We start from the raw sequence: 23263 nt of genomic DNA, 5'->3' as shown, positions 1-23263 counted from the left end.
GCGAATTAGATTGCGCTTAACTTGCCATCTTTACCATGCATCGCAGGGACCCAAGCCAATCGGTCGGTAGACATCTTGTTACCACAAGGCATTTTGATGTGGTTTACCATCCAGATCACGCAGCCATTTTCTAGATTGAAAAGTACGCGAACGTGAGAGAACAGCTCCCCATCGTCAAATGCTTGTGATACTGGCATCGCAGCCCCTTGCCATGCGTCAATGAGCTTCTCCATTGGCCAATCAACACTTAAGCCAATCACTTCTGGCTCAATGTCTTTGACAATACGCATTTCAATGCGCGTGTGTGGTCCTTCTTCTTCCAAGGCAATTTGGTGAGGAATATTGTTATCGTTCCAAGAAAGAGTATGCATGCTCATGCCTCCAGCCAGTCGTTGGCTAGTTTAATAATGGCTTTGCGTACCGGCATTGGCTGGTCAATCGCGACAAGTGGACGGTGTGGCTGTGCAACGTTGAAGATGATGAAATCATTTACACCAAGATCGGTAAACTGTTCATCAATAATGTCTTCGCTAAATGCGATGTCACGCTTTTCTAGCATATCTTCGGCGATGCTTTTGAATGGTTGCAAGCTGTAGCCATAGCGCTCTTCACCAGCAAGCAAAATTTGTACATCAACGTATTTACGGTGGCATTCAGACCTACGTTCGTTGAGTTGTTGTGTATTGTCGTCGACGATGAAGAAAAAGACATCATCGCCTTCAATTGGATAGCGACCATTCTCAACAGATTCGCTTAGGTGCTGTTTGACTTGTTCAATTACCTTGAACAGCTTAGTCGGAAGGTGCTGGTAATTCGCCAGCTCAGACAAGTTGCCTTTAAACACTCTATACCTCATTAACCACTTAGGCGGTCGTGTTAGAAAGCCTAATTATAAGATGCTCAGTTAAATTGGTTGACCAGATTTGCTAAGGAAGGAGAAGCGGATCAAAAATTAGTTTGCTTAGAGGTGTGAATTTAGCCAGGAAAGTCAGTTTGCCCCTCTGCCAAATCATAGTTTGAAAGAGGGGCGAAGGCGGTTATTCGATATTCTGAATTTGTTCGCGCATCTGTTCGATCAGCACTTTTAGTTCCACACCTGAAGCGGTGATGTCAGTACTGATAGATTTAGAAGCCAGCGTGTTCGACTCACGGTTAAACTCTTGCATCATAAAGTCGAGACGACGGCCAACAGCGCCACCTTTCTTCAAAATGTTGGTGGTTTCTTTAACGTGTGAATCTAGACGGTCAAGCTCTTCAGCGACGTCAGATTTTTGTGCCAGAATAATCAGCTCTTGCTCAACACGAGAAGCGTCTAGTTCTACTTTCGCGTCTTCAAACTTATTAAATAGACGTTCACGTTGCCAAGTTAGGATTTCTGGCATGCGAGCACGCACTTTCACTACTTCATCAGTAATGGCAGTCAGACGTTGTTCGATTAGCGCTTTCATGTTGTCGCCTTCACGACCACGAGCGTCAATAAACTCAGCAATTGCCTCATCAAAACCTGTGAGTAGGTCTTTATTGACCGCATCCATGTCTTGTTCAGGTGTTTCCATCACACCAGGCCATTGCATAATTTGAAATGGGTTGATGCGACTTAGTTCACCCGTCATGTGCATCACTTGCTCAGCCGCTTTAATTACTTGCTTAGCCAGTGTTTCGTTAATGGTTAACTCGCCTTGTGCTGCTGGGTTTGCTTCAAAGCGTAGGTGGCATTCCACTTTACCGCGCGCTAGGCGCTGGCGAAAACGCTCACGCAGAACGGGCTCAAGACCACGGAACTGCTCAGGCAAACGGAAGTAGGTTTCTAGGTAACGTTGGTTAACGCTGCGGATTTCCCATACAGCAGTACCCCAATCAGCTTTAATCTCTTTACGGGCATAAGCCGTCATACTGTAGATCATCGAATTTTCCTGTCTATAAATGCTGAAAATTAACCTCGAGATAGTAGCACAATTAGCCACTGAATCCTTTTATTCAATGGGGCTTTAACGTTAAGTGATTGAATTGTGATTGCACTCGTGCTCGCCAGCGTGACTCTTTTCCGCTATAATCCTGCTCCAACCAAAACGTCTCCCCCTGCAAATAAAGGTAGATGCCCATGCGTCCAAACGATCGCAAGGCGGATCAAGTTCGCCCAATTAAAATTACTCGTAACTACACAGCATATGCTGAAGGCTCTGTACTTGTTGAGTTTGGTAACACCAAAGTTCTTTGTAATGCATCTATTGAAGATAGCGTGCCACGTTGGCTAAAAGGCAAAGGTAAAGGCTGGGTAACGGCAGAATACGGTATGTTGCCACGTGCAACTCACTCACGTACTCGTCGCGAAGCTGCCAATGGTAAGCAAGGTGGTCGTACGATGGAAATCCAACGTCTGATCGCACGTAGCCTACGCGCTGTTGTTGATTTAGAAGCGATGGGTGAGTTTATGATCACTGTCGATTGTGACGTTATCCAAGCAGATGGCGGCACACGTACAGCTTCTATCTCTGGTGCAAGTGTGGCACTGGCAGACGCATTCCAACACCTTATCGATAACGGTAAGATTAAGAGCAACCCAATGAAAGGTCACGTAGCCGCTGTGTCAGTTGGTCTGCTAGGTGAAGATGTTCTTTGTGATTTGGAATACGTTGAAGACTCAGCAGCCGATACCGATATGAATGTTGTGATGACAGAAGATGGTCGCATGATCGAAGTGCAAGGCACTGCGGAAGGCGAACCGTTTACGCATACACAGTTGCTGGCGCTGTTAGAATCGGCGAGCAAAGGTATTGCAGAGATTGTCACGGCGCAGAAGGCGGCGTTGGAAAATTAATTATTAGATAGCTTCCATCCGGAAGCTATTTTTTTATTTTCGTTATAGATATCTTCAATGCGTTGTTCGCTTCGCTTACTCACCCTAATCACATACTTGTGTATGCTCATAGGGACGAGAAAGCTTGCTGCCTAGCCTTGAAGCCATCTATTTAGAAAATGCCCATTATTTTTTATGCATAGTCTAGGGAAGCTAGACCTTTAATTAGAGAGTGAATGATGAAAGCATACCAGCGTGAATTTATTGAATTTGCACTAGAGAAAGAAGTTTTGAAGTTTGGTGAGTTTACTTTGAAATCAGGTCGTAAAAGCCCGTATTTCTTTAACGCTGGCTTGTTCAATACCGGTCGTGATTTGGCGCGTCTAGGTCGTTTCTATGCAGCGGCGTTGGCTGACTCTGGTATTGAGTTTGATGTGTTATTTGGCCCAGCTTACAAAGGTATTCCAATCGCTACAACCACAGCGGTAGCACTGGCAGATCACCATGATATCGACACGCCTTACTGCTTTAACCGTAAAGAAGCAAAAGATCACGGTGAAGGTGGCAACCTAGTTGGTAGTGCGCTTGAAGGGCGTATTATGCTGGTGGACGATGTGATCACTGCCGGTACGGCAATTCGTGAGTCGATGGAAATTATCCAAGCGAATGGTGCAGACCTTGCGGGTGTTTTAGTGGCTATTGACCGTCAAGAGAAAGGCAAAGGCGAGCTTTCTGCGATTCAAGAAGTAGAACGTGACTTTAACTGTGAGATTATCTCTATCGTTAGCCTAATGGACCTTATCACTTACTTAGAAGAGAAAGGCGACAACACTGAGCACCTAGAAGCCGTAAAAACTTACCGCGCTGAGTACGGCATTTAATTTCTGTTCTAAAAACGAAAAAGGCTGAGCAATGCTCAGCCTTTTCTTTTTCTGTCAGCTTCGACGCTATTGGGCGCTTAGATCACGATCACCCTTATCCGAGTTGTCGTAAATTTCACGACCGTCTCGCTGGGTCTTAAGCAGTGATAAGTTCCACATGTACTGCTCTGGGCGAGGGGAGACTAAGTCTTCAATCGCTTTATTCATTGCGCGAGCATCTTGCTCTTCATCACCGGTCGGGAAGTTTTCTAACGCAGGTAGAATGTGCACTTCGTACTTACCAGTTTTGTCATTGTATGCCGGTAGGATAGGAACAACCTTCGCTTTTGAAAGGCGGGCCATTTTACCAAAACCTTTTAACGTTGCTTTTTCAGTGCCAAAGAAGGGTACGAAAACAGAAACTGCTTCACCAAAGTCTTCATCCGGTAACCAGTAGCCGACATAGCCGTCTTTGATTGAACGCACAAACGGTTTTACCCCTGCTTCACGGGCAAAAATACGACCGCCATATTGCATGCGTTGTACCTGCATTAGCCAGTCACCAATTGGGTTTCTTTGTGGCTTCATGATGGTAGTAATTTTGTAGCCTCTTGCTGCAAGCATTACCGCTGGGTAATCAACCGCCCAAGCGTGTGGTGCCAGAATAATAACCGGCTCTTTGGCATCCAGTAGAGGAATGATGTTTTCCTCGCCAATCATGACGCCGCGGTTTTGGTTGTGTTTCGTTGAGCGAACTAAGAACTCTGAATACGCCAGCAAGTATTGCGCAGCTTTAACAAAGGTTTCTTCAAGAATGAATTGCCTTTCTTCATCTGACTTTTCTGGGAAGCAAAATTTAAGGTTTACTCGAGCTCTTCGTACCACGCGACCATTCTTGCGAATAACGAAAATAGAGAGTTTTCTTGCCATTTGATCACGCCACTTAGCAGGCATAAAGGCAAAGATGGCAGCAAAGAAGATACCTATCCAAGTTCCCCAGTGTTTCGGGTGCAAAAACGACCACTGAAAAGTCGGGTTGTGGATGTATTTATCGGTACTATTTTTTTGAGTATCACTCATGGCAGCAAAAAACCTAATTTAGAGGTAGCGAGAGTTAGTTTGTGTTTCATCTGGCATCGATTTAAATCGTTTGTGTAGCCATAGCCACTGCTCAGGAGCGCGCATAATCACTTGTTCAATATAGTGGTTCATATACGCAGCCGCCGCAATGTCATCTTTTTTAGGGTAATCCAAGTCAATACGCGGATTAGCTATGATGTCGTATTTACCGGCGCTGTTTCTAAAACCAGAGCCAGTGACAATCGCACATTTGCTGGTGGAAGAAAGAATGCTGGTGCCGGTGGTGGTACAGGCTTCTTCAACCGCAAAGAATGGCACAAAGACCGATTTGTTGTGACCATAATCTTGGTCCGGTAAATAGAATAAGCGCTCACCTTCACGCAGCACACGAATCATCTGCTTTAAATCGCGGCGATAAATCAGTTGGTTGCCGTTACGAGTTCGACCACGGTATTGGATAAACTCATAAGCTGGGTTGGTGTGTGGACGATAGGCGCCATAACCTTGCAAACCCAGTACACCAAAAGCACGAGCGGTGATCTCTAGGTTTAAGGCGTGTACGCAGCAAAGCAACACCCCTTTGCCTTCTGCTCGTAAAGACTCAAGTGTGGCAATGTCTTTCGCAACTAAAATGCGCTTAAAGCGCCAAGTCGGCCAAAACCAGGTGATCCCCGTTTCAATCAGCGCCATGCCGGTATTTTTGAAGTTCTCCGTTACCATTCTCTCAAGCTCTTGCTTTTCCATATCAGGGAAAGCGAGCTCAAGGTTACGATGTGCGATTTTGGCACGGGATTTACCGAGCTTCATGCCCAGCAGACCAATACCGCGACCCAGCCTATAAAGTAGGGCGTATGGGAGTAAATTGACCAGTAGGGCTAATAACCCAAACCCTAACCAGACACCCCAATGTTTAGGATGGAGTAAAGCGAGAGTAAACTCAGGCTTTTCGACGTGAGTTCTTTTTTTCATATTCTTCTTTAAACAATTTGTGCGCTAAGTAATGCCCAGTATTCTTCAAAGTTCGCTGTCGGCTGATATTTAAAATCAGAACGAACGAAACGGTTTAGGCTTCCTTCTACTTGACCAAGCAGTTGGGCAGCAAGAATACTTTCATCAACAGGGAATGATTTACCTTCGCGTAATTTTCGCTCGCGTAGGATCTGGCGTAGTGAAGTCTCAATACGTTCGAATAGTTGATTGATTCGCTCACGTAGACGTTCGTTTTCAAACATCAATGCATGACCAGATAGAATACGAGTTAAGCCCGGGTTACGCTCAGCAAACACGAGTATTAATTGTAGCACCAATCGAATTCGAGTTAGGGTGTCTTTCTCTTCATCTAAGATGCGGTTAATACGCGACATCAAAGACTCTTCGATAAATTCAATCAGCCCTTCAAACATGCGAGCTTTACTTGGAAAGTGTCGGTAGAGCGCAGCTTCTGAAACGCCAACTTGCTTTGCCAGTTTGGCGGTTGTAATACGAGAGGCTCCCTCGTTAGATTCCAACATTTGTGCCAGGGCTTGCAAGATTTCTTCTCGGCGATTGGTTTTTCGTGTTACAGCCATGAACGCTTCCTTTTGTTACCACTTTTTAGCAAAGAAATGTTTTCCCCACCTTATAAAAAAGGCAGGGTAATTATACCCAAACAACTTAGAGATGCAGGTAGGTGACAAGCGAACAAAGCCTCTGAGCATAGATGCGCTATGTGATGAGGTTTGAGAGTGCCGGTCAACACCGCTGCAACTTCAAGTAGGACGGGTATAGCTCAAAAAATAAGAACTCTAGATTACAGCTTGTCAGCAATAATCTGCAGAATTTGTTGTGCAATTTGTTGTTTTGAGGCAAGAGTGAGTGACTGCTCACCTTCTTGCCAGTATACGGTAATCGCATTATCGTTACTATTAAACCCTTGACCTTGCTGCGAGACATCATTCGCACAGATCATGTCGAGGTTTTTACGGGTTAACTTGCTCAGCGCATATTGTTTTACATTCTGTGTTTCTGCGGCAAAGCCAACGGTAAACGGTCGGTTTTCCGTCATTGCCGCGACAGATGCCACGATATCTGGGTTTTTGACCATGGTGACGGTCATCGCATCACTATCGTCGGTCTTTTTCAGTTTATTGTCGGCAACCGTCTCTGGGCGGTAGTCTGCCACTGCAGCGCAGCTGATAAAAACATCATGCTGACTGGCGTTATCCATCACCGCTTGGTGCATTTCGAGTGCGCTTTCTACATCGACTCGCTCACAACCTTGAGGCGTCGCCAGTGATACCGGACCACTGACTAACTTGACGTTAGCACCAAGTGAGTGAGCCGCTTGCGCAAGCGCGAAGCCCATTTTTCCTGAACTGTGATTGCTGATGTAGCGCACTGGATCAATCGCTTCACGAGTTGGACCTGCGCTGATTAAGATGGATTTACCTTGTAGCGGCTTTTCACCCCAAAACTGCTCACACAGCGCCACAAGCTGCATTGGTTCAAGCATGCGACCAGGACCAACATCACCACAGGCTTGCTCGCCTGCCGCGGGACCCCAAATGTGCATACCACGACGCTTAAGCGTGGCGATATTTTCTTGAGTTGCTTGGTTGCAATACATTTGCTGATTCATTGCTGGAGAAACTGCAATCGGTGCGTCGCTAGCAAGTACTAACGTAGAGAGTAAGTCATTACCCATGCCAGCTGCTACGCGTGCAATTAAATCGGCAGTCGCAGGTGCCAGTAAAACTAAATCTGCCCATTTAGCCAGTTCAATATGACCCATAGAAGCTTCTGCCGCAGGATCAAGCAAGCTATGGGAGACTGTGCGCCCGGAAACCGCTTGCATGGTGAGTGGGGTAATGAACTCTTTTGCTGCCTTGGTCATGACAACTTGAACCTGAGCGCCTCGTTCAATTAAACGACGAGTCAATTCAGCACATTTGTACGCGGCAATACCACCGCTAATGCCGAGTAAAATCTTTTTACCTGCGAGTGTTTGCATTGTTATTTCTCCAAAATATTGCGGCAGATAATATCACAACCCGTCTTTGTATTAACTTTGCTTGTCTCGCCAGATATGAATCTCAATCAAATAAGTGAAGATTAGTCGTAAAAATATTCAGGTCTTGATTGGTTGCTGCACAGGTTTGAGGCGAATTTAAGAAGCTTGGTTGCTTGAACTTGGTTTGTTCGAAATAGAGTGGTGCGATAGAAGATCCCAATCAATGATGAGTTTGACAGTTACATAGCATTGTTAAGTTGAGTGAGAAAAGTGAAAGTCGATTTCGGCTTCGCACTTTTATTTTGTCCAATAAGGGTGTCTTTTTTAACAGAGAGCTGCAATGGGGATAAAAAACTTACCAGATGCATTGATGCCAAGAGAAAAGTTACTTTCTCATGGACCTCATTCGTTGAATGATGTTGAACTGCTCGCGATATTTCTACGCACTGGCACGCAAGGGATGAATGTCTTGCAGCTAGCCGAGTTTTTAATTGCGGACTTTGGATCTCTGAGAAATCTTTTTGCGGCGTCTGAGATGGAGTTTTGTACCCATAAAGGTTTAGGCAAAGCAACTTATGTGCAATTGCAGGCATGTTTAGAGATGTCGCAGCGCTATTTAAGTGAAACTTTACAGCGTGGAGAGGCGTTAACCAGCCCACAGCAGACAAAATTATATCTCTCTAGTTTATTGCGTGATCGCCAGCGTGAAGCTTTCTATATTCTGTTTTTGGATAATCAACACCGAGTGATCAGTTCTGAAGTGATGTTTGAAGGCACGATTGATTCCGCGTCGGTCTACCCAAGAGAGGTAGTTAAGCGCGCTTTAGAGCACAATGCTGCCGCGTTAATACTGGCGCATAACCACCCTTCAGGCATTGCGGAGCCTAGCCAATCGGACCGACGCATAACACGACGATTATGTGATGCGCTGGCGTTGGTTGAGATACGAATTCTCGACCATTTTGTGGTGGGAGATGGAGAAGTAATTTCATTTGCCGAACGTGGTTGGATTTGAATCACAATTTTAGTTGTGAGTTTGGTGAATTCTGAGTACAATCCCCCGACATTTTTTAGACTAAATTCAGCTCTGCTTAAAAAAAGATCACTGAAATTTGTAAAAAGGATCTGTTCGGGTCTTGAGCAATGCTAATCAAGTTAGTATAATGCGCGACCTTTGATAGCCTTGTATAGACTTTCTATAGCGGATCTAAACCTCTATCCTTCTGTTTAGAAATAGAAGAGGTTCGGCCACCAAGGTTGATATCGAGCTGAAACGATTTTGGAGAAGACATTATATGTCACGAGTATGCCAAGTAACTGGTAAGCGTCCAGTAACGGGTAACAACCGTTCACACGCACGAAATGCTACTAAGCGTCGTTTTCTGCCGAACCTACAAACTCATCGTTTCTGGGTAGAGAGCGAAAAACGTTTTGTTAAACTACGCCTTACTGCAAAAGGTATGCGCATTATTGATAAGAAAGGCATCGATGCTGTTCTTGTTGACATTCGTGCACGTGGCGAAAACGTTTAAGAGGAAATAGGCAAATGGCAAAGAAAGGCGTTCGTGAGAAAATTCGTCTAGTATCTTCTGCAGATACTGGTCACTTCTACACAACTGACAAGAACAAACGTAACATGCCTGGCAAATTCGAGATCAAGAAATTTGATCCTGTAGTTCGTCAACACGTTATGTACAAAGAAGCTAAAATCAAGTAATTGATTTTTCTTTGTTGCTTCTTAATAGAAGTATGAATCGAAAAAACCCAACTTTTTAGTTGGGTTTTTTATTATCTAAAACTCCCATATACTTCAGCTAGATAGCTAATTTAGGATTGAAGTATGCAATCGACCTCCCGTCGCCGTCGTTGGAACAACCTCCTTATTCTTGGAGTAGTGGCTTTTATGCTGCTGCTTAACCTGCCAACGCTTATCAAAAATTATCTTATCGATGCGCCACCAGAGAGTGAACACTCTTATCTGCTCGACCCTAGTCAGCAATTAAAATCGCTCTATAGCAGTAAGTGGTCATTAACTTACCAGCAGCAAAATTGGATACTCAGTACACCTTCATCAATTGAGCCTAAAGATCTGGCACAGCGATGGATCTCGCTTGTTGGTACTGAAATTTCAGACGAGCAATACCAATCACTCAAAGCTAATTTGTCATCACCCAGTTCAATTGAGGCGTGGTATCTCGATCAGGAAGAGCCGCAAAGGATCACTTTTTATCAATTACCGCAGTTTTGGTTACTCAAAAATTGGCAAGATAAGTGGATCGCGGTGACGGTAGATAAGAGTTATCTATTCCCTGAAGTGTCTTCATCCCACAGCAATTAAAGGAGAGTCGTGTGCCTGAATTACCTGAAGTTGAAGTTAGTCGTATGGGCATTTCGCCTCATTTAGTCGGACAAACGATTCAAACGCTCACATTTCGCACCCCAAAACTGCGTTGGGACATTCCGCTTGAGTTAAAGCAGATGGAAGGGCTGGTGATTCGTAATATTCGTCGCCGCGCTAAATACTTAGTGATAGAAACGGATGTAGGGTGCGCCATTGTTCACTTAGGTATGTCGGGCTCTTTGCGAGTATTGGATGCGGAGATTGCTCCGGGCAAACATGATCACGTTGATCTAAAACTGAGTAATGGCAAGGTGTTGCGTTACAACGACCCGCGTCGATTTGGGGCTTGGCTATGGAGCGAAGATGGTACGCACGCAGTTTTAGGACGTATGGGACCAGAGCCTCTGACGGATGAGTTTAATTCGGAGTATATGCTAGAGAAAGCCGTCAATAAGCGAGTCACCATTAAGCAATTTGTTATGGATAACAAAATTGTTGTCGGCGTCGGTAATATTTACGCCAGTGAATCTTTGTTTGCTGCCAGAATTCACCCAACTCGCCCGGCAGGAAGTCTAACTCTAGATGAGTGGCGTAAGCTTGTTGCGGAAATTAAAACCGTATTGGCAACGGCGATTAAGCAAGGTGGCACCACTTTAAAAGACTTTTCTCAAGCAGATGGCAAACCGGGCTACTTTGCTCAAGAACTGCAAGTGTATGGTAAAGCTGGAGAAGCGTGCTTAAGCTGCGGTGAAGCGATTGAAGAGCAGAAAATAGCACAACGAAATACGTTTTTTTGCTCGGAGTGTCAGAAATAGCGTGTTAAAAATGAAAAGCTAGTTTTTTAGTAATAAAAAGTTCGATGGAACAAATATGTGTCCGCTACAATGGAGTGGAACAAATTTTTGAGAGTGTGACTATGAAATATTTGGTAACAGGGGCCGCTGGTTTTATTGGATCTGCAGTTTCTGAGCGTTTATGTGCTTTAGGGCATAAAGTAGTCGGTATCGATAATTTAAATGATTACTACCAAGTATCGCTTAAGCATGACCGATTAAAACGAATTGAACATGAGCACTTTACCTTTATTGAGTTGGATTTAGCTGATCGTGAAGGTATTGCAGGTCTTTTTGCAGAACAGAAATTTGATAGAGTTATCCATCTAGCAGCTCAGGCTGGTGTTCGTTATTCGATTGATAACCCAATGGCTTATGCTGATAGTAATCTTGTTGGACATTTAACCATCCTTGAAGGTTGCAGACACCATAAGATTCAACACCTAGTCTATGCATCGTCTAGCTCTGTCTATGGTTTGAATCAGAAGATGCCATTTGATACGGCTGATTCAGTTGATCACCCGATTTCATTATACGCAGCGACTAAGAAATCTAATGAGTTAATGGCACATACATACTCGCATCTTTATGGCGTTCCAACGACGGGATTACGTTTCTTTACTGTGTATGGTCCGTGGGGACGACCTGATATGGCATTGTTTAAATTCACTAATGCGATAATTAAAGGCGATTCAATCGATGTTTATAATAACGGTGATATGAGACGTGACTTTACCTACATCGACGATATTGTAGAAGGCATTGTTCGAATTCAAGATGTGATTCCTGAAAAGAATATTGATTGGACTGTCGAACAGGGTTCTCCAGCAACGAGCTCGGCACCTTATAAGGTCTATAACATTGGTAATGGTAGTCCCGTTAAGCTGATGGATTATATTGAATCTTTGGAATCCTCACTAGGTATTGAAGCCAAGAAAAACTTTATGCCAATGCAGCCTGGTGATGTTTATGCAACTTATGCAGATACGGCAGACTTATTTAAAGCAACAGGCTATAAGCCTCAAGTTAATGTTCGAGAAGGTGTGCAAGCATTCGTTGACTGGTATAAAGACTATTTTAAAGTTTAAACGTTAACGTTTTTGGCGAGCCTTTAGGCTCGCCATTACACTTTTGCCTTGTGCTTTAGTGCTTGAGCGACAACTTCTGGTACAAAACTCGTCACATCCCCACCATGAATGGCTACTTCACGAACGATGGTCGAAGAGATAAATGCGTGTTCTTCCGCTGGAGTGAGGAATACGCTTTCTAGCCCCGGCATTAAGCGGCGGTACATATTGGTCAATCCAAATTCGTACTCAAAATCGACGGTTGTTCTTAAACCACGGATTAGTACGTTCGCTTTTTCTTGTTTAGCAAAATCAACCATTAAGCCAGTGAAGCCTTTTGAACTAACGTTGTCTAGGTGGCGAGTGACTTGCTGGGCGAACTGAACTCGCTCTTCTAAGGTGAACATAGTGTTTTTGCTTGGGCTAGCAGCAACAGCAATAATCACTTCATCAAACATATCAGCGCAACGTTCGATTAAATCTAAGTGACCATTGGTGATAGGATCAAAGGTGCCTGGGTAAATGACACGAGATAAATGTTTTTTGCTCACTGCTCTACACTCAAAAAAGGTAACTCCTTATATAGTAACAAAAAGGCTGACGTTTACCCAACTAAGCCGTTATCATTGAGACAGCGCGTTAATTTAGGAAAAGGCAATGAAAAAAATATTGGTAGTTCGCAATGACAAAATTGGAGATTTTATGCTGGCTTGGCCCAGTTTCGCCATGTTGAAACAGTCGCTACCAGATTGTCATGTTACCGCCTTAGTGCCGAACTATACCGTAGCATTAGCGAAGTTTTGCCCATGGATTGATGACGTTATTCTTGATACAACCAAAAGCGCCGACAAACAAACGCAGCAAGAGTTAGTCGAAACGCTAAAACAGCAGCAGTTTGATGCCTCTATCAATTTATTCTCAACAACTTATAACGCTAAGTTGGTTTGGAAGGCAAAGATCCCTTATCGCCTTGCACCTGCCACCAAGTTTGCGCAGATTTTCTATAACCGACGCATTAAGCAAAAGCGCTCTCAATCAGCAAAACCTGAGTATCAATATAACCTCGATCTCATTCGCGCATTTTTAAATGAAACCAACGTTGAGGTGGTTGAACCCAATGCGCCTTATCTGACTTTCCCTGACAATGAGCTTATTCAGCAAAGAGAAAAACTCGCGCAGCAACTTAAGTTAGATGTTGAAAAACCATGGCTATTTGTTCATGCGGGGAGTGGTGGCTCGGCAAATAACCTCTCTTTAGCGCAATACACTGAACTTGTGAGTGGTATAGAGGGGCGCTTTGAAGTGGTACTCACCGCAGGTCCTGGCGAGGAAGAAAAAGCTGCTGAGTTAAAACAGTTACTTGCTGAAAAAGAGATTAACGCCGCGTTGTATGACAAGAATGATGGCTTAGTTGATTTCTCTCGCTCGATCGCGTGTGCGAGCTGCTTCATTGCCGGCTCAACCGGTCCTTTGCATATTGCTGCCGCAATTGATGTTCCTACTGTTGGCTTCTTCCCAAGTAAGCGCTCAGCAACACCATTGCGCTGGTTACCGATAAACTCAGAGGGTAATCATATTGCTTTTTGTCCACCTCAAGCGGATGACAAATCGAGCCAAGAAGATATGTCGAGAGTCGATATTACTTCAGTTTTATCCGAACTTCAGCCGTGGATTGCTCCATTGGTAAAGTAATGGGTTAAGTTAATAATGTCAGTGATTACTTAAGTTGCAATACAATGTAATGCATAGAGCGTGAGTGGAGCCGAAATGAAAAAGCAGCCAATTTGAGGCTGCTTTTTTGATCAGAATTTTTCTGGCATTTTTTCGGTTTCAGTTCGAATCCAAAGGTCTGCGTATTTAACAAAGGTGGAGTGCGCTGAAAGAATAGATAGCAAGAAGCCCTGTTTTCCATCTAAGAAGCCAGCTTTGACAATGTACATCTTAATAAAACAGCCTAAGGCGTGCAGGATGCCTTGAGAAATACTGCTCTTCTTACCTTTTTTCTCGCGCTGCTCTGCCCACGCTTTTGCGTAACCTGCTGATTTCACTAAGTAGTGGTTCATATCGTTATAGGTGAAATGAATCAGATCACCTTTTAAGTTCGCCACTTGCATCTCTTTGCTCACTTCCACTTTTTCATGAACTAGCGAGTCATTATATTGAGTTAGCTTAGTCGGGTATAAGCGCAGTACGCGATCTGGATACCAACCGCAGTGTTTAATGTAGCGCCCAAATACCCAGCTCAATCGCGCTGTTTGGTAAATGGTATTAGTAGAGTTGTTTGCTACAGCCTCTAAGATGCTTGCTTTTAATTCAGGAGTAACGCGTTCATCAGCATCTAGCCACAAAACATAGTCTGACTCGACATAAGATTGAGCCAATTGGCGCTGAGGACCAAAACCTGGCCATTGAGGGTTTACATAGAATTTGTCTGTGTAGCCGCGAGCAATCTCTTCGGTATTATCGCTACTGCCAGAGTCCAACACTACAATCTCATCGACCCAGTCGTGAACGGTATCTAGGCACGCTTTCAGATGTTGAGCTTCATTTTTGACAATAAGAGCAACGGCAATAGTTGGTTTACTCACTCCAATACCTCTAAGTTTAATTTGCTTGGTTATCTTGGCTCGCCACTATTTAGTTAGCGTGGTAGAGCTGCTTAGTTTAAGTGCAGTTCAGCAATCACTTTATCAAACATAGCAATGACTTGCTGCGCTTTAATACGTTGCATCGCGTTTTTATCTTTCACTCGCGCTCGCCAGTTTAGCTCGCTTGATGGCTTGCCAGTTTCAGCAACGATTGCTTCTTCATAAGCGGAGACGACGTACTGACAATATTGGTAAGGCCCCGTTCTTTGCGGGTTATGATGAGCATACAAACCAATTACAGGTGTATTAACCGCATTAGCCATGTGAGCAGGTCCGGTGTCTGGCGCGATCACCAAATCGGCTTTATCTAACAACGCTAACATCTGTTTGAGTGAGCTTTTGCCAACCAAGTTGCTTACCGGTTCGGATAAGTTATTTTCAATATCAGCCGCTAAATCAATCTCGATTTGGGCTGGGCTACCCGCTAATATCACGTTCCAATTCAAAGCGTGAGCATGGTTGATAACCTCAGTATAGCCTTCTGCTGTCCAGTTTTTGTAGGCTTTGCTTGCGGCAGGCACGATAACGATATTGCGCTTAGTGGCATCAAGTTGCTCTTGTGCCCATTGGGCATCTTGCTCGGTATAATCTATCTGCCAGCGTGGTGACATGTCTGATACGCCAAGCGTGTTACCAAAAGCAAGTAAGCCCTCAAGGACATGCATTGAATCTGGTGATGGCACTTTTACATTGGTAAATAGGGTTTGGAAATCTTGGCTACGAACGGCGTCAAAACCCAGTTTGTATTTGGCTTTAATACCCAATGTGGCAATGCTTGCTCTAAAGGCATATTGCATATGAAGTAGTGCATCAAAGCGATAGCTTTTTAATTCAGACCAAAGCGTTTTATAGCCAGCCCAACCCTGCTTTTTATCAAAAATAATCACCTTAATACCGTCAAGATCACCAATTAACTGCGCCTCCAACTTACCAGTGATCCATACAATCTCGGTTGTTGGCCACTGGCGCTGGATAGCCTGAACCGCGGCAACGGTATTACACACATCACCAATCGCAGATAAGCGCAGGATGCAGATGGACTTAGGGGGAGCAGTAAAAAGCGTCATAGTTTTTTCTTCTAGCAAGCAATAGCGAAGATTATGCAGAGAGGTTCAATAAATGTAAAATGACAACTTGCATTGATTGAGAGAAAGCCGAGCATGAAGACTTTGCCGTTAGATAACCAGACCATCTGGTATGATGAAGCATTGCTAGAAGAAGACCCTCAGCAGGTGTTTTACCCTGAATTCTGGCAAAAAACTGGTAAAGTCATTGGTAGCGCGCAAGGTCGTGGTACAACGTGGTTTGTACAGACGAAAACCATTGAAGCGGCGCTGCGCCATTATCGCCGCGGTGGATTATTTGGTAAATTGATTGAAGACAGTTACCGATTTTCTGGCTGGGAGCAGACGCGCAGTTACCAAGAATTTCAGTTACTTAATTTACTCATTCAAGCAGGGGTCAACGTCCCAAGACCTATTGCTGCGCGCGCAGTGAAGCAAGGCTTTAGCTATAAAGCCGATCTATTGAGTGAAAAAATCCCCAATGCACGTGATCTTGTCTCAATCTTAGTTGAGCAACCACTGCCTGCCGAAATGTATAAAAAAATTGGTCAAGAGATCAAGAAGATGCATGATGCGCAGGTTAACCACACTGACTTGAACATCCACAATATTTTGATTGATGAGAAAGAGAAAATTTGGATTATTGATTTTGATAAATGCTTCCAACAATCAGGTGATAGCTGGAAGCAAGGTAATCTCGATAGACTAAAGCGTTCATTTGAAAAAGAAGTAAAAAAACGTGCCATTCATTGGTCAGATGAAAGCTGGAACTTTTTGCTGAAGTGGTACTTCTAGTATCTATTTGAGTTGCCTAGGTAGCCCAGCGTTTTATCTAGCGCCCCACGATTCTTATCGACAACTCGTTTTGCTGCTAAGCCTTTCTGTTGGGATGCTTCTTTATCCAACAATAGGGTGTTTAACTCTGCAGCGAGTTCGTCTTTAGAGTTAACAATTTTACAAGCGCCAGCTGAAAGCAGTTGATTGGTAATATCAGTGAAGTTGAAAAAGCTAGCACCAGTAATGATCGGCTTAGCCAAAGCTGCAGGCTCTAGCATATTATGCCCACCTACTTTATCCCCGAGTAGGCTACCCCCCATAAAACATAAGTCAGCTGCAGCGATTAACGTCAACATCTCACCCATGGTATCAGCAAGATAAACCTGAGTATTCTCATCACACTCTGCGTTAGCTGTTCTTCTGTTAGTGTTAAACGACGAACGACACAACTGGTAGACACTTTCAAAGCGTTCTGGGTGTCGAGGAACCAAAATGAGTAGAGCGTTAGGGTACGCCTGAAGCAGACTGCTATGAGCCGCTAGCACTATTTCATCTTCGCCTTGGTGAGTGCTTGCCGCTATCCATACTGGTCTTTGGCTACCAAGCGCATGCCGTAGTTGTTCACCGTTGCTCTGCACCTCTTCATTGATGGTGATATCAAACTTAATTGAGCCAGTGACATATATTCTATCTGGTGGAATACCTAAGTTTGCAAATCTTTTTGCATCAGTATCGTATTGACATAATAGCTGCGTGAGAGAAGGAATCATCGTTTTGAAAAGTGGGAGAACTTTACAATAATTTTGGTATGACTTTTCAGACAATCTAGCATTGATTATTGTTACCGGAATCGATGCTTTGTGGACTTGTGATAAGGTATTTGGCCATAGCTCAGTCTCGATAATAAGTAGCTGAGATGGCTTAAATCGTTTGATGAAGCGTTTGACCGCAGAATTAAAATCAACCGGCATATAACGATGTTCAACTAGATCACTTAAAGCTTCAGCTTGTTTTGCGCCCGTTGCTGTCGTTGTTGTCAAAAGAACTAATAGATTAGGGTCCTGTTTCTTTAGACTACGGATTAGAGGTATTGAGGCAACAACTTCACCTACGGATACCGCATGGATCCATATTGGTTGATCACCATCCAATGGAGGAGAGAAGCCAAAATGCTCTTTCCAACGCCCTCCTACTGCTGGTTTTCCTTTTTTAGTTCTGTAGAGACCAAAAAATAAAAAAGGTGCAGCAAGTAGAAGTAGCAGAGTATATAAAAATCTAATAATCATTTTTATTCAATAAGGTCAGTCACGTTCATCTAAGCCTACACGAGCTATAAATAACCCTTCATCTCGGCGCTCTTTCATCTCAATCAAGAGTTCGGCTTCTTCAGGAATTACTCGACTGCGTTTCTCATGGTATAGGTGGAAAACGTTGGCAATATTTTTTACAGATTGTAGTTGTAGACCGTATGCACGGAAACGCCATTCAATGTCAGTATCATCCCCAATCGCTGTTTCGCCATAGGATTCATCGAATCCATTTATTGACATAATGTCTTTTTTAAAGCAGCCGAAATTACAACCGAGTAGGCTCGTTGTTCTTTTGATGTTCGTCAATAGATTACGATGTATGAATCCGTTTGGTTTGAAGGTAAAGCCACTTTCGGCATGACCCTCTTTTCCATCAGATAGGACTTTGAAAAAATAAGATAGATAGTTGTTTGCTAGTTTCTTGGAGTCAAGGAACTTTTCTCTAATTTCTGCAGATACCTTGGGTCCTAAATTAACCCTTCGACCTGAAGATACATAGCCTGCTTTTGCCATAGAGGCATGAGCCTCAAGGAATGTTGGGTAGGGTATACAATCGCCATCAATAAAAACCAGATAATCCCCTTCAGCAGCTAGAATTGCGTTATTTTGTGAACGCATTTTTCTGATGCCAAAATCATCTTGAGAGCAATGCTTTATCTTTAATTGAGCAAATTGTGTTATTAATAAAGGCACTTCTTCACTAATTGCATCTTCGGCAATTATGACTTCAAAATTTTGGTAAGTCTGATTACAGGCTTGTTCTAAGATAAGTTCTAACGCTTTAAAATCTTTGTAAACTGCAATGATAAGACTAACTTTCATTTTGACTGACCTCGATTATTTTACCTAGTATGAGAGAAAAGGAGAAGGTAATTGTGAGTGCGGAGTAATCCTGAAGAAGGCTGTAGAAGGGCATTAGAGTAAAAAGAGCGATAAAGTATGCATTTACTGATGAAATAACCGGATCGTTTTCCCGGATGTTATTTTTGAAACTAAGTGAAAATATCGTCATAACGCCAAAAAATAATAATGCTGAATATATTACCCCTGATTTTATAGTTAAATCTATAGCAGCATTATGAAAATCAGATCCTCCATTTATTTCATCTCCATTCACAAATGGCGAAGCATCTTCTTTACTTAAAGAATTTATAAAACCATGATAATTAGCGTCTGAAGATACCATTCCTGATCCGAAAAGAAATTTTGTTGTATCATGTTCTTTTTGAAATGTCAGATATTCTATGCCACCTCTCCACATTTTTATTCTTGCGGTGTTTGATGTGTTGGTGGTAGTGTTTGATATGGATAATATACGTTGATAAATTGCTTCTGATTGTATTGGGAATAATTGATTTAGACCGACTGCTATTATAAATACAGTTAAAATAAGGTGAGGGATGTATCGTCTTAAATATATTATCGATATAAAGGTGAACATTAGGGCAAATGCTAACCATCCGCCTCGAGTACCTGATAACATAAGACTAATGACGGATAAAACTAAGCTTAGTAGCAATATGTTTTTTTGTAATCTATTACCCAATCCTTGATTGAGCAAAAGAGTTATAAATGCAACGCCTAGCATCAAAGCATTAATGTGGCGAGAGAATTCAAGAAAGCCATGAACACGAATTGATGTGTTAAAATCATTGACTACGACTAGGTTATAAATGCTTGCTATAGAAGATATGGTGCAAGCGGCGATAAATAAATAGGAGGATATTTCTCGATTTGCTTTCTTTGAGAGTATAAGGCTAATGAATGGAAGGAATAGTAAAAAAATATTTTTTTGAGAAAATCGAGATAGATCAGATGAAGCATCCGTTAAGTAAGCGCCAGTTAGTCCAATTGAATATAAGCTAACACATGAAATGAAAATTATCTTAGCTATAGATGGTATCTCTTTCCAATAAATCACAAATGTAGATATCGAACATAAGGCTAAGATTGGACCCAATATGTTCATTCCAGCTTTAGATGTGACTAAGGATACAACAAAAACTAAGAAAAAATAGAGCCATGCTCTATGGTTAATTAAATTAATAGGTTTGAGTAAATTCATTTTATTTTATAATGTTCTTCCAGCGACTAATAAAGGTTTCTTCATTAAATTGCGCCTTGAATAAAGTAGTGTGCGGATTTATTTCGTTGTCTTGATCTTCGTTTATGGCAGATTCTATTTTTTTTGCTAGATCATAGGTGTTCATGTTGTCAGCAATGTAAAAGTTAGCAAAACCGATGCTTTTGAATTCAGGGAAAACAGTGTTGTTATAAGTAATACAGGTAAGCCCGTATTTTAAAGACTCTAATATTACATTTGGCAAGCCTTCTCCGTAGCTTGGGAATAGTAAAAATTTATTTTTACTATAATAGTCTTCAGTGTTTGATACAAAACCTGAAAAACTAACAGAGATGTGGTTTTTCTTGGCAATATCGACTAGTTTTGATTTGTCCTGTTCTGAAGCCCTACCTACAAATGTGATTTTTTTTAAGCTGTTAGGTATATTGGCTATAGAAAGAGCTTCTATTGCATCGTATACACCTTTTCCTCTCTCTACGCGACCTACATGTAAAAACGACATTTCTTTTGGACGTGTTTCTACAGGTGATGCAGAGCCTACGGTGTTATAGATTGTTAATACTTGTTCTTTATTACATGGGATAATATCTAAAACATTTTTCCGAAGGTGCTCACTTATAGCTACGTGCTTACTGACACAGCTATAAAAAATTTTATGTATGAAGTCTTTTTTTGATGATGATTTGGTCGTTCCGTGTCGAACAATAACCTTACAATCAATTCCTTTTACTGCAAAATATATAGATTTAATCTCTGAAGCGCCAAAGAATATAATTGTTGTAATATTATGCTCTTTAATTATATTACGGAGACCTTTGATCAATGCATAGCTAAGCTTAGATTTAAAGGCTATTGAATTTGGTTCTAAGCCCTCAAGCTGCGCTTTCTCTTCGAGGAACGTACTCTTCCGACAAATCAAAATGGTATCAATACCATTTTTTTTAAATAACTTTGTCTGCTTTATTGCATCTAGCTCCATTCCGCCCTCAAAGTGCGATAGACAAAGAATGGCTGTTTTCGCTTGTTTCACCATTGGAAGAGATACTCTAATTGAATTTACTTAACGCGTGCATAATATCAGAACAGTTAATCGGTAAACAGATTTAAAAATTGGAGTATCAATTCCGTTGTATAACTTATTGCTATCTCTATCACTATTGTTTTAGTAAGTTATTGTTTAATTTATGTAAACGATCGATGGCTGATAGCACAATCTTAGGGTTTAGTTCGGTTAAACACTTTAAATGACCAAATTGACAAGTTCTTTTGAAGCAAGGTCGGCACTCGATATTCGTAGCTACATATTCTACATGCTTTGCTAGTGGAGGCGTGTATTTAGGCGAGGTTGAGCCGTAGATAGCTACAACGTTGCAACCAACAGATGAAGCAATATGCATTAGACCTGAATCATTACTAACTACGGTTTGACAGCTTGCTAGCAGATCAACCGCTTCAACTAGAGTCGTTTTCCCTGCTAAAATAGAGATGTCTTTTTCTTTACAATGGACCAACCCTTCGATGCTTTGGCATGAATCTATGTCATTTTTTGAACCAAATAACCATACTTGAAAACCTTGTTTGTTTAAAGCTGAAGCAATATCTGCATAATATTCATTAGGCCATTTTTTTGCCGGACCAAATTCAGCTCCAGGGCATAAACCAATAATGGGTTTGTTTTGATTTAGACCTAGCTTTTCAAGAGTATGTGCCAATGCAAATTTGTCTACGGCTAATTTAGGTTTTGGTAAGGTACTTAATCCACCCAAAGAGTTTGAGTTAAGCATTTCCGTTTTAGGATAGGCTAGAGCGACATAGCGTTCGACCATGTACTGAAATGAACGTTTGTTAGCTCTCAAATCGTTAAGAAGTCCAAAGCGCATTTCTCCTTTCCACCCTATCCGTTGTGGGATACCAGCGAACCACGGAATCAATGCTGATTTGGCTGAGTTAGGTAAGATATAGGCTCGGTCATAATTTTGATTTTTAAGCTCTTTCCCTAATCGCCATCTAGCGAAAAGCTTAATATCACCGTGTCCAAGTGGCATTGGGATTGCTTTTTTAACTTCTGGCATTCTCTCTAAAATGGGTTTACACCAGTCAGGCGCCAGTACATCAATTTCTGCATGAGGGTATTTTTGCATTAATGTAATGTATAGCGACTGTGACATAACCATATCGCCGACCCATGATGGTCCAATAATGAGGATTTTCATCGTTATTTTACCTGAATTTGATTAATGTAATGCTCTAATCGTTTGATGTGGGTCTGCATTGAAAACTCACTTTGAGCCCGTTGGAATGCTTTACTAGCATTCGATTTAGATAGTTCTGGGTTTTCAATGTATTGTCTAATTGCTGTCGTGATGTCATTTGATGATAGAGGATTACAAAATAGTGCAGAGTTCCCAAGTACTTCAGGTAGTGCGCCTGTATTTGCGGCGATAATTGCCTTTTTTGCAGCCATAGCTTCGATAACGGTTAAACCAAATGCTTCATTGTGAGATGGAATACATACAATGTCCATAATGGCTAACATTCTATCGGTGTCACGTCGGAAACCAACAAAATGCACACGTTCTTTCAGGTGAAGCTCAGAGACTCTATGCTTAAGCATTGTTACAAATTCTCCGTCTGCCCCTTCGTTTGCATCTATACCTCCTACGAGCAATAAATGGGATTGAGGATAGGTAGGTGTTAGCTTTGCAAAAGCATTCAATAGCTCTAATTGACCTTTACCTAAGCAGAGTCTGCCTACATTGCCAATGATTGTCGCGGTTGGATCTAAACCTAGTTCTTCTTTGATTAAACGAATTGTTTCAATATCATCAATAGGGCTATTGGGTATATCTGTGCCTAACCAGAGTCTAGATATTTTGGAAGCAGCAACTGGTAGTGCTTTTAGGTTTCTTTGCAGGGTTTCGTTACTTATTGAGAAAACACTATTTACATGTGAATAGACCCACTTGTGATATAAGTCCTTTTTAGGCCTAGTTACCCCCATATGCTCAGTAAATAACGTTGTGCGTTTAGTTAGAATACTTAAGAGCGCTGAAACTAAGATGTCTCCGGATTTGTGACAATGAATAACGGTTACGTTTCGCTGTTTTAACCATTTGTTTAGCTGCAGAATTTGTAATATGAGTAGTTTTTTTTTGCTCGACACTTCGAAGGTTTCTATACCCGCTTCTCTCATACCTTTTGCAACTTGGGTTCCGGAAACGCAAAGACCGTATACATTATATTTTTGGTTAATAAATTCTTTGCCAATGCGGATTGGATACATCTCAAGCCCCCCCCAACCAGTAGAAAGGCAAATATGAAGGATTGCTGGAGTTTCAACGGTATGTGTCATTGCTCGTGTCATTTCAGTAAAGAGAATCAGTAGAGTTTGGGGCTGCGTTTTTTTCTACCATG

26 protein-coding genes are annotated in these 23263 nt (G+C 42.3%); 10 read left to right on the top strand and 16 right to left on the bottom strand.

Annotated elements, in window-relative coordinates:
- Positions 1-5: 5 nt before the first annotated feature.
- The 3 genes from H2O73_RS10820 to H2O73_RS10810 all read right to left on the bottom strand — a co-directional run bounded on the left by H2O73_RS10820 (position 6) and on the right by H2O73_RS10810 (position 1904).
- Positions 6-371, bottom strand: coding sequence for a hypothetical protein (locus H2O73_RS10820; protein WP_182108856.1), 366 nt, complete (start codon positions 369-371; stop codon positions 6-8).
- Positions 372-373: 2 nt separating this feature from the next.
- Positions 374-844 (bottom strand): NanQ anomerase/TabA/YiaL family protein, encoded by a 471-nt coding sequence (locus tag H2O73_RS10815; protein WP_182108855.1) that lies wholly within the window; start codon positions 842-844, stop codon positions 374-376.
- 193 nt (positions 845-1037) lie between these two features.
- The gene (locus H2O73_RS10810) at positions 1038-1904 is read right to left on the bottom strand and encodes a YicC/YloC family endoribonuclease (protein WP_182108854.1); all 867 of its coding nucleotides are present in this window, start codon (positions 1902-1904) and stop codon (positions 1038-1040) included.
- 197 nt (positions 1905-2101) lie between these two features.
- On the opposite strand from H2O73_RS10810, the gene rph reads away from it, so the two are divergent.
- On the top strand, positions 2102-2818 hold the full coding sequence (rph, locus tag H2O73_RS10805) for a ribonuclease PH (protein WP_182108853.1): 717 nt from the start codon (positions 2102-2104) through the stop codon (positions 2816-2818).
- Positions 2819-3036: 218 nt separating this feature from the next.
- Positions 3037-3678 carry an orotate phosphoribosyltransferase gene (gene pyrE, locus H2O73_RS10800; RefSeq protein WP_182108852.1) on the top strand — a complete coding sequence of 214 codons (642 nt, stop codon included), beginning with the start codon at positions 3037-3039 and terminating at the stop codon, positions 3676-3678.
- A gap of 66 nt (positions 3679-3744) precedes the next feature.
- Here pyrE and lpxM read toward each other — a convergent pair whose 3' ends face one another.
- From lpxM to coaBC, 4 genes are all read right to left on the bottom strand, one after another.
- Entirely contained in the window at positions 3745-4737 is a 993-nt protein-coding gene (gene lpxM, locus H2O73_RS10795) for a lauroyl-Kdo(2)-lipid IV(A) myristoyltransferase (protein WP_182108851.1), read from the bottom strand.
- A gap of 18 nt (positions 4738-4755) precedes the next feature.
- Positions 4756-5706 carry an LpxL/LpxP family Kdo(2)-lipid IV(A) lauroyl/palmitoleoyl acyltransferase gene (lpxL, locus tag H2O73_RS10790; protein ID WP_182108850.1) on the bottom strand — a complete coding sequence of 317 codons (951 nt, stop codon included), beginning with the start codon at positions 5704-5706 and terminating at the stop codon, positions 4756-4758.
- An 8-nt stretch (positions 5707-5714) separates the two neighbouring features.
- Complete coding sequence (gene slmA, locus H2O73_RS10785) at positions 5715-6305, bottom strand: nucleoid occlusion factor SlmA (protein WP_182108849.1); 591 nt, start codon at positions 6303-6305, stop codon at positions 5715-5717.
- 221 nt (positions 6306-6526) lie between these two features.
- Positions 6527-7726: a bifunctional phosphopantothenoylcysteine decarboxylase/phosphopantothenate--cysteine ligase CoaBC gene (coaBC, locus tag H2O73_RS10780; RefSeq protein ID WP_182108848.1), complete on the bottom strand. Its 1200-nt coding sequence runs from the start codon at positions 7724-7726 to the stop codon at positions 6527-6529.
- Between the two features lie 340 nt (positions 7727-8066).
- Between coaBC and radC the strand changes: the two genes are divergently transcribed.
- The 6 genes from radC to H2O73_RS10750 all read left to right on the top strand — a co-directional run bounded on the left by radC (position 8067) and on the right by H2O73_RS10750 (position 11988).
- Positions 8067-8741: a RadC family protein gene (radC, locus tag H2O73_RS10775; protein ID WP_182108847.1), complete on the top strand. Its 675-nt coding sequence runs from the start codon at positions 8067-8069 to the stop codon at positions 8739-8741.
- A 280-nt stretch (positions 8742-9021) separates the two neighbouring features.
- On the top strand, positions 9022-9258 hold the full coding sequence (rpmB, locus tag H2O73_RS10770; protein ID WP_004728407.1) for a 50S ribosomal protein L28: 237 nt from the start codon (positions 9022-9024) through the stop codon (positions 9256-9258).
- Between the two features lie 14 nt (positions 9259-9272).
- Positions 9273-9443: a 50S ribosomal protein L33 gene (gene rpmG / locus H2O73_RS10765; protein ID WP_182108846.1), complete on the top strand. Its 171-nt coding sequence runs from the start codon at positions 9273-9275 to the stop codon at positions 9441-9443.
- Between the two features lie 123 nt (positions 9444-9566).
- Positions 9567-10064 carry a hypothetical protein gene (locus H2O73_RS10760; RefSeq protein WP_182108845.1) on the top strand — a complete coding sequence of 166 codons (498 nt, stop codon included), beginning with the start codon at positions 9567-9569 and terminating at the stop codon, positions 10062-10064.
- A gap of 11 nt (positions 10065-10075) precedes the next feature.
- Positions 10076-10882 (top strand): bifunctional DNA-formamidopyrimidine glycosylase/DNA-(apurinic or apyrimidinic site) lyase, encoded by an 807-nt coding sequence (gene mutM, locus H2O73_RS10755; protein WP_182108844.1) that lies wholly within the window; start codon positions 10076-10078, stop codon positions 10880-10882.
- 101 nt (positions 10883-10983) lie between these two features.
- A complete protein-coding gene (locus H2O73_RS10750) occupies positions 10984-11988 on the top strand; it encodes an NAD-dependent epimerase (protein WP_182108843.1) in 1005 nt (334 codons plus the stop codon).
- Between the two features lie 35 nt (positions 11989-12023).
- Here H2O73_RS10750 and coaD read toward each other — a convergent pair whose 3' ends face one another.
- A complete protein-coding gene (coaD, locus tag H2O73_RS10745) occupies positions 12024-12518 on the bottom strand; it encodes a pantetheine-phosphate adenylyltransferase (RefSeq protein WP_182108842.1) in 495 nt (164 codons plus the stop codon).
- A gap of 106 nt (positions 12519-12624) precedes the next feature.
- Here coaD and H2O73_RS10740 point away from each other — a divergent pair, with 106 nt between their 5' ends.
- The gene (locus tag H2O73_RS10740; protein WP_182108841.1) at positions 12625-13659 is read left to right on the top strand and encodes a glycosyltransferase family 9 protein; all 1035 of its coding nucleotides are present in this window, start codon (positions 12625-12627) and stop codon (positions 13657-13659) included.
- Positions 13660-13769: 110 nt separating this feature from the next.
- On the opposite strand, the gene H2O73_RS10735 is transcribed toward H2O73_RS10740, so the two are convergent.
- Positions 13770-14561, bottom strand: coding sequence for a glycosyltransferase family 2 protein (locus tag H2O73_RS10735; RefSeq protein WP_182108919.1), 792 nt, complete (start codon positions 14559-14561; stop codon positions 13770-13772).
- Between the two features lie 65 nt (positions 14562-14626).
- Positions 14627-15682: a glycosyltransferase family 9 protein gene (locus tag H2O73_RS10730; RefSeq protein WP_182108840.1), complete on the bottom strand. Its 1056-nt coding sequence runs from the start codon at positions 15680-15682 to the stop codon at positions 14627-14629.
- Positions 15683-15775: 93 nt separating this feature from the next.
- Here H2O73_RS10730 and H2O73_RS10725 point away from each other — a divergent pair, with 93 nt between their 5' ends.
- Positions 15776-16474 carry a 3-deoxy-D-manno-octulosonic acid kinase gene (locus H2O73_RS10725; RefSeq protein ID WP_182108839.1) on the top strand — a complete coding sequence of 233 codons (699 nt, stop codon included), beginning with the start codon at positions 15776-15778 and terminating at the stop codon, positions 16472-16474.
- Here H2O73_RS10725 and waaA read toward each other — a convergent pair.
- From waaA to H2O73_RS10695, 6 genes are all read right to left on the bottom strand, one after another.
- Complete coding sequence (gene waaA / locus H2O73_RS10720; protein ID WP_182108838.1) at positions 16471-17742, bottom strand: lipid IV(A) 3-deoxy-D-manno-octulosonic acid transferase; 1272 nt, start codon at positions 17740-17742, stop codon at positions 16471-16473. The two genes, H2O73_RS10725 and waaA, sit on opposite strands and share 4 nt — an antisense overlap.
- 15 nt (positions 17743-17757) lie before the next feature.
- Positions 17758-18588 (bottom strand): glycosyltransferase, encoded by an 831-nt coding sequence (locus H2O73_RS10715; protein ID WP_182108837.1) that lies wholly within the window; start codon positions 18586-18588, stop codon positions 17758-17760.
- Positions 18578-19831 (bottom strand): O-antigen ligase family protein, encoded by a 1254-nt coding sequence (locus tag H2O73_RS10710; protein WP_182108836.1) that lies wholly within the window; start codon positions 19829-19831, stop codon positions 18578-18580. The genes H2O73_RS10715 and H2O73_RS10710 overlap by 11 nt, the downstream gene beginning before the upstream one ends.
- Before the next feature lies 1 nt (position 19832).
- Positions 19833-20882: a glycosyltransferase gene (locus tag H2O73_RS10705; protein ID WP_182108835.1), complete on the bottom strand. Its 1050-nt coding sequence runs from the start codon at positions 20880-20882 to the stop codon at positions 19833-19835.
- A gap of 121 nt (positions 20883-21003) precedes the next feature.
- On the bottom strand, positions 21004-22062 hold the full coding sequence (gene waaF / locus H2O73_RS10700; protein ID WP_182108834.1) for a lipopolysaccharide heptosyltransferase II: 1059 nt from the start codon (positions 22060-22062) through the stop codon (positions 21004-21006).
- Positions 22063-22064: 2 nt separating this feature from the next.
- Positions 22065-23201, bottom strand: coding sequence for a glycosyltransferase (locus tag H2O73_RS10695; RefSeq protein WP_246335894.1), 1137 nt, complete (start codon positions 23199-23201; stop codon positions 22065-22067).
- Between the last annotated feature and the right edge of the window lie 62 nt (positions 23202-23263).

Origin of the sequence: Vibrio marinisediminis, from assembly GCF_014050145.1 — a bacterium.
GTDB classification, from domain to species: Bacteria; Pseudomonadota; Gammaproteobacteria; order Enterobacterales; family Vibrionaceae; genus Vibrio; species Vibrio marinisediminis.
The sequence above is the reverse complement of the archived record's forward strand: the minus strand, read 5'-3'. Positions and strand labels throughout refer to the sequence as shown.

What these genes read in the sequence shown, in the direction of transcription:
- H2O73_RS10820 (WP_182108856.1), bottom strand. Translation starts at nt 371, where the DNA reads ATGCATACTCTTTCTTGGAACGATAACAATATTCCTCACCAAATTGCC.
- H2O73_RS10810 (WP_182108854.1), bottom strand. Translation starts at nt 1,904, where the DNA reads ATGATCTACAGTATGACGGCTTATGCCCGTAAAGAGATTAAAGCTGAT.
- rph (WP_182108853.1), top strand. Translation starts at nt 2,102, where the DNA reads ATGCGTCCAAACGATCGCAAGGCGGATCAAGTTCGCCCAATTAAAATT.
- pyrE (WP_182108852.1), top strand. Translation starts at nt 3,037, where the DNA reads ATGAAAGCATACCAGCGTGAATTTATTGAATTTGCACTAGAGAAAGAA.
- lpxM (WP_182108851.1), bottom strand. Translation starts at nt 4,737, where the DNA reads ATGAGTGATACTCAAAAAAATAGTACCGATAAATACATCCACAACCCG.
- lpxL (WP_182108850.1), bottom strand. Translation starts at nt 5,706, where the DNA reads ATGAAAAAAAGAACTCACGTCGAAAAGCCTGAGTTTACTCTCGCTTTA.
- slmA (WP_182108849.1), bottom strand. Translation starts at nt 6,305, where the DNA reads ATGGCTGTAACACGAAAAACCAATCGCCGAGAAGAAATCTTGCAAGCC.
- coaBC (WP_182108848.1), bottom strand. Translation starts at nt 7,726, where the DNA reads ATGCAAACACTCGCAGGTAAAAAGATTTTACTCGGCATTAGCGGTGGT.
- radC (WP_182108847.1), top strand. Translation starts at nt 8,067, where the DNA reads ATGGGGATAAAAAACTTACCAGATGCATTGATGCCAAGAGAAAAGTTA.
- rpmB (WP_004728407.1), top strand. Translation starts at nt 9,022, where the DNA reads ATGTCACGAGTATGCCAAGTAACTGGTAAGCGTCCAGTAACGGGTAAC.
- rpmG (WP_182108846.1), top strand. Translation starts at nt 9,273, where the DNA reads ATGGCAAAGAAAGGCGTTCGTGAGAAAATTCGTCTAGTATCTTCTGCA.
- H2O73_RS10760 (WP_182108845.1), top strand. Translation starts at nt 9,567, where the DNA reads ATGCAATCGACCTCCCGTCGCCGTCGTTGGAACAACCTCCTTATTCTT.
- H2O73_RS10750 (WP_182108843.1), top strand. Translation starts at nt 10,984, where the DNA reads ATGAAATATTTGGTAACAGGGGCCGCTGGTTTTATTGGATCTGCAGTT.
- H2O73_RS10740 (WP_182108841.1), top strand. Translation starts at nt 12,625, where the DNA reads ATGAAAAAAATATTGGTAGTTCGCAATGACAAAATTGGAGATTTTATG.
- H2O73_RS10730 (WP_182108840.1), bottom strand. Translation starts at nt 15,682, where the DNA reads ATGACGCTTTTTACTGCTCCCCCTAAGTCCATCTGCATCCTGCGCTTA.
- H2O73_RS10725 (WP_182108839.1), top strand. Translation starts at nt 15,776, where the DNA reads ATGAAGACTTTGCCGTTAGATAACCAGACCATCTGGTATGATGAAGCA.
- waaA (WP_182108838.1), bottom strand. Translation starts at nt 17,742, where the DNA reads ATGATTATTAGATTTTTATATACTCTGCTACTTCTACTTGCTGCACCT.
- H2O73_RS10715 (WP_182108837.1), bottom strand. Translation starts at nt 18,588, where the DNA reads ATGAAAGTTAGTCTTATCATTGCAGTTTACAAAGATTTTAAAGCGTTA.
- H2O73_RS10710 (WP_182108836.1), bottom strand. Translation starts at nt 19,831, where the DNA reads ATGAATTTACTCAAACCTATTAATTTAATTAACCATAGAGCATGGCTC.
- H2O73_RS10705 (WP_182108835.1), bottom strand. Translation starts at nt 20,882, where the DNA reads ATGGTGAAACAAGCGAAAACAGCCATTCTTTGTCTATCGCACTTTGAG.
- waaF (WP_182108834.1), bottom strand. Translation starts at nt 22,062, where the DNA reads ATGAAAATCCTCATTATTGGACCATCATGGGTCGGCGATATGGTTATG.
- H2O73_RS10695 (WP_246335894.1), bottom strand. Translation starts at nt 23,201, where the DNA reads ATGACACATACCGTTGAAACTCCAGCAATCCTTCATATTTGCCTTTCT.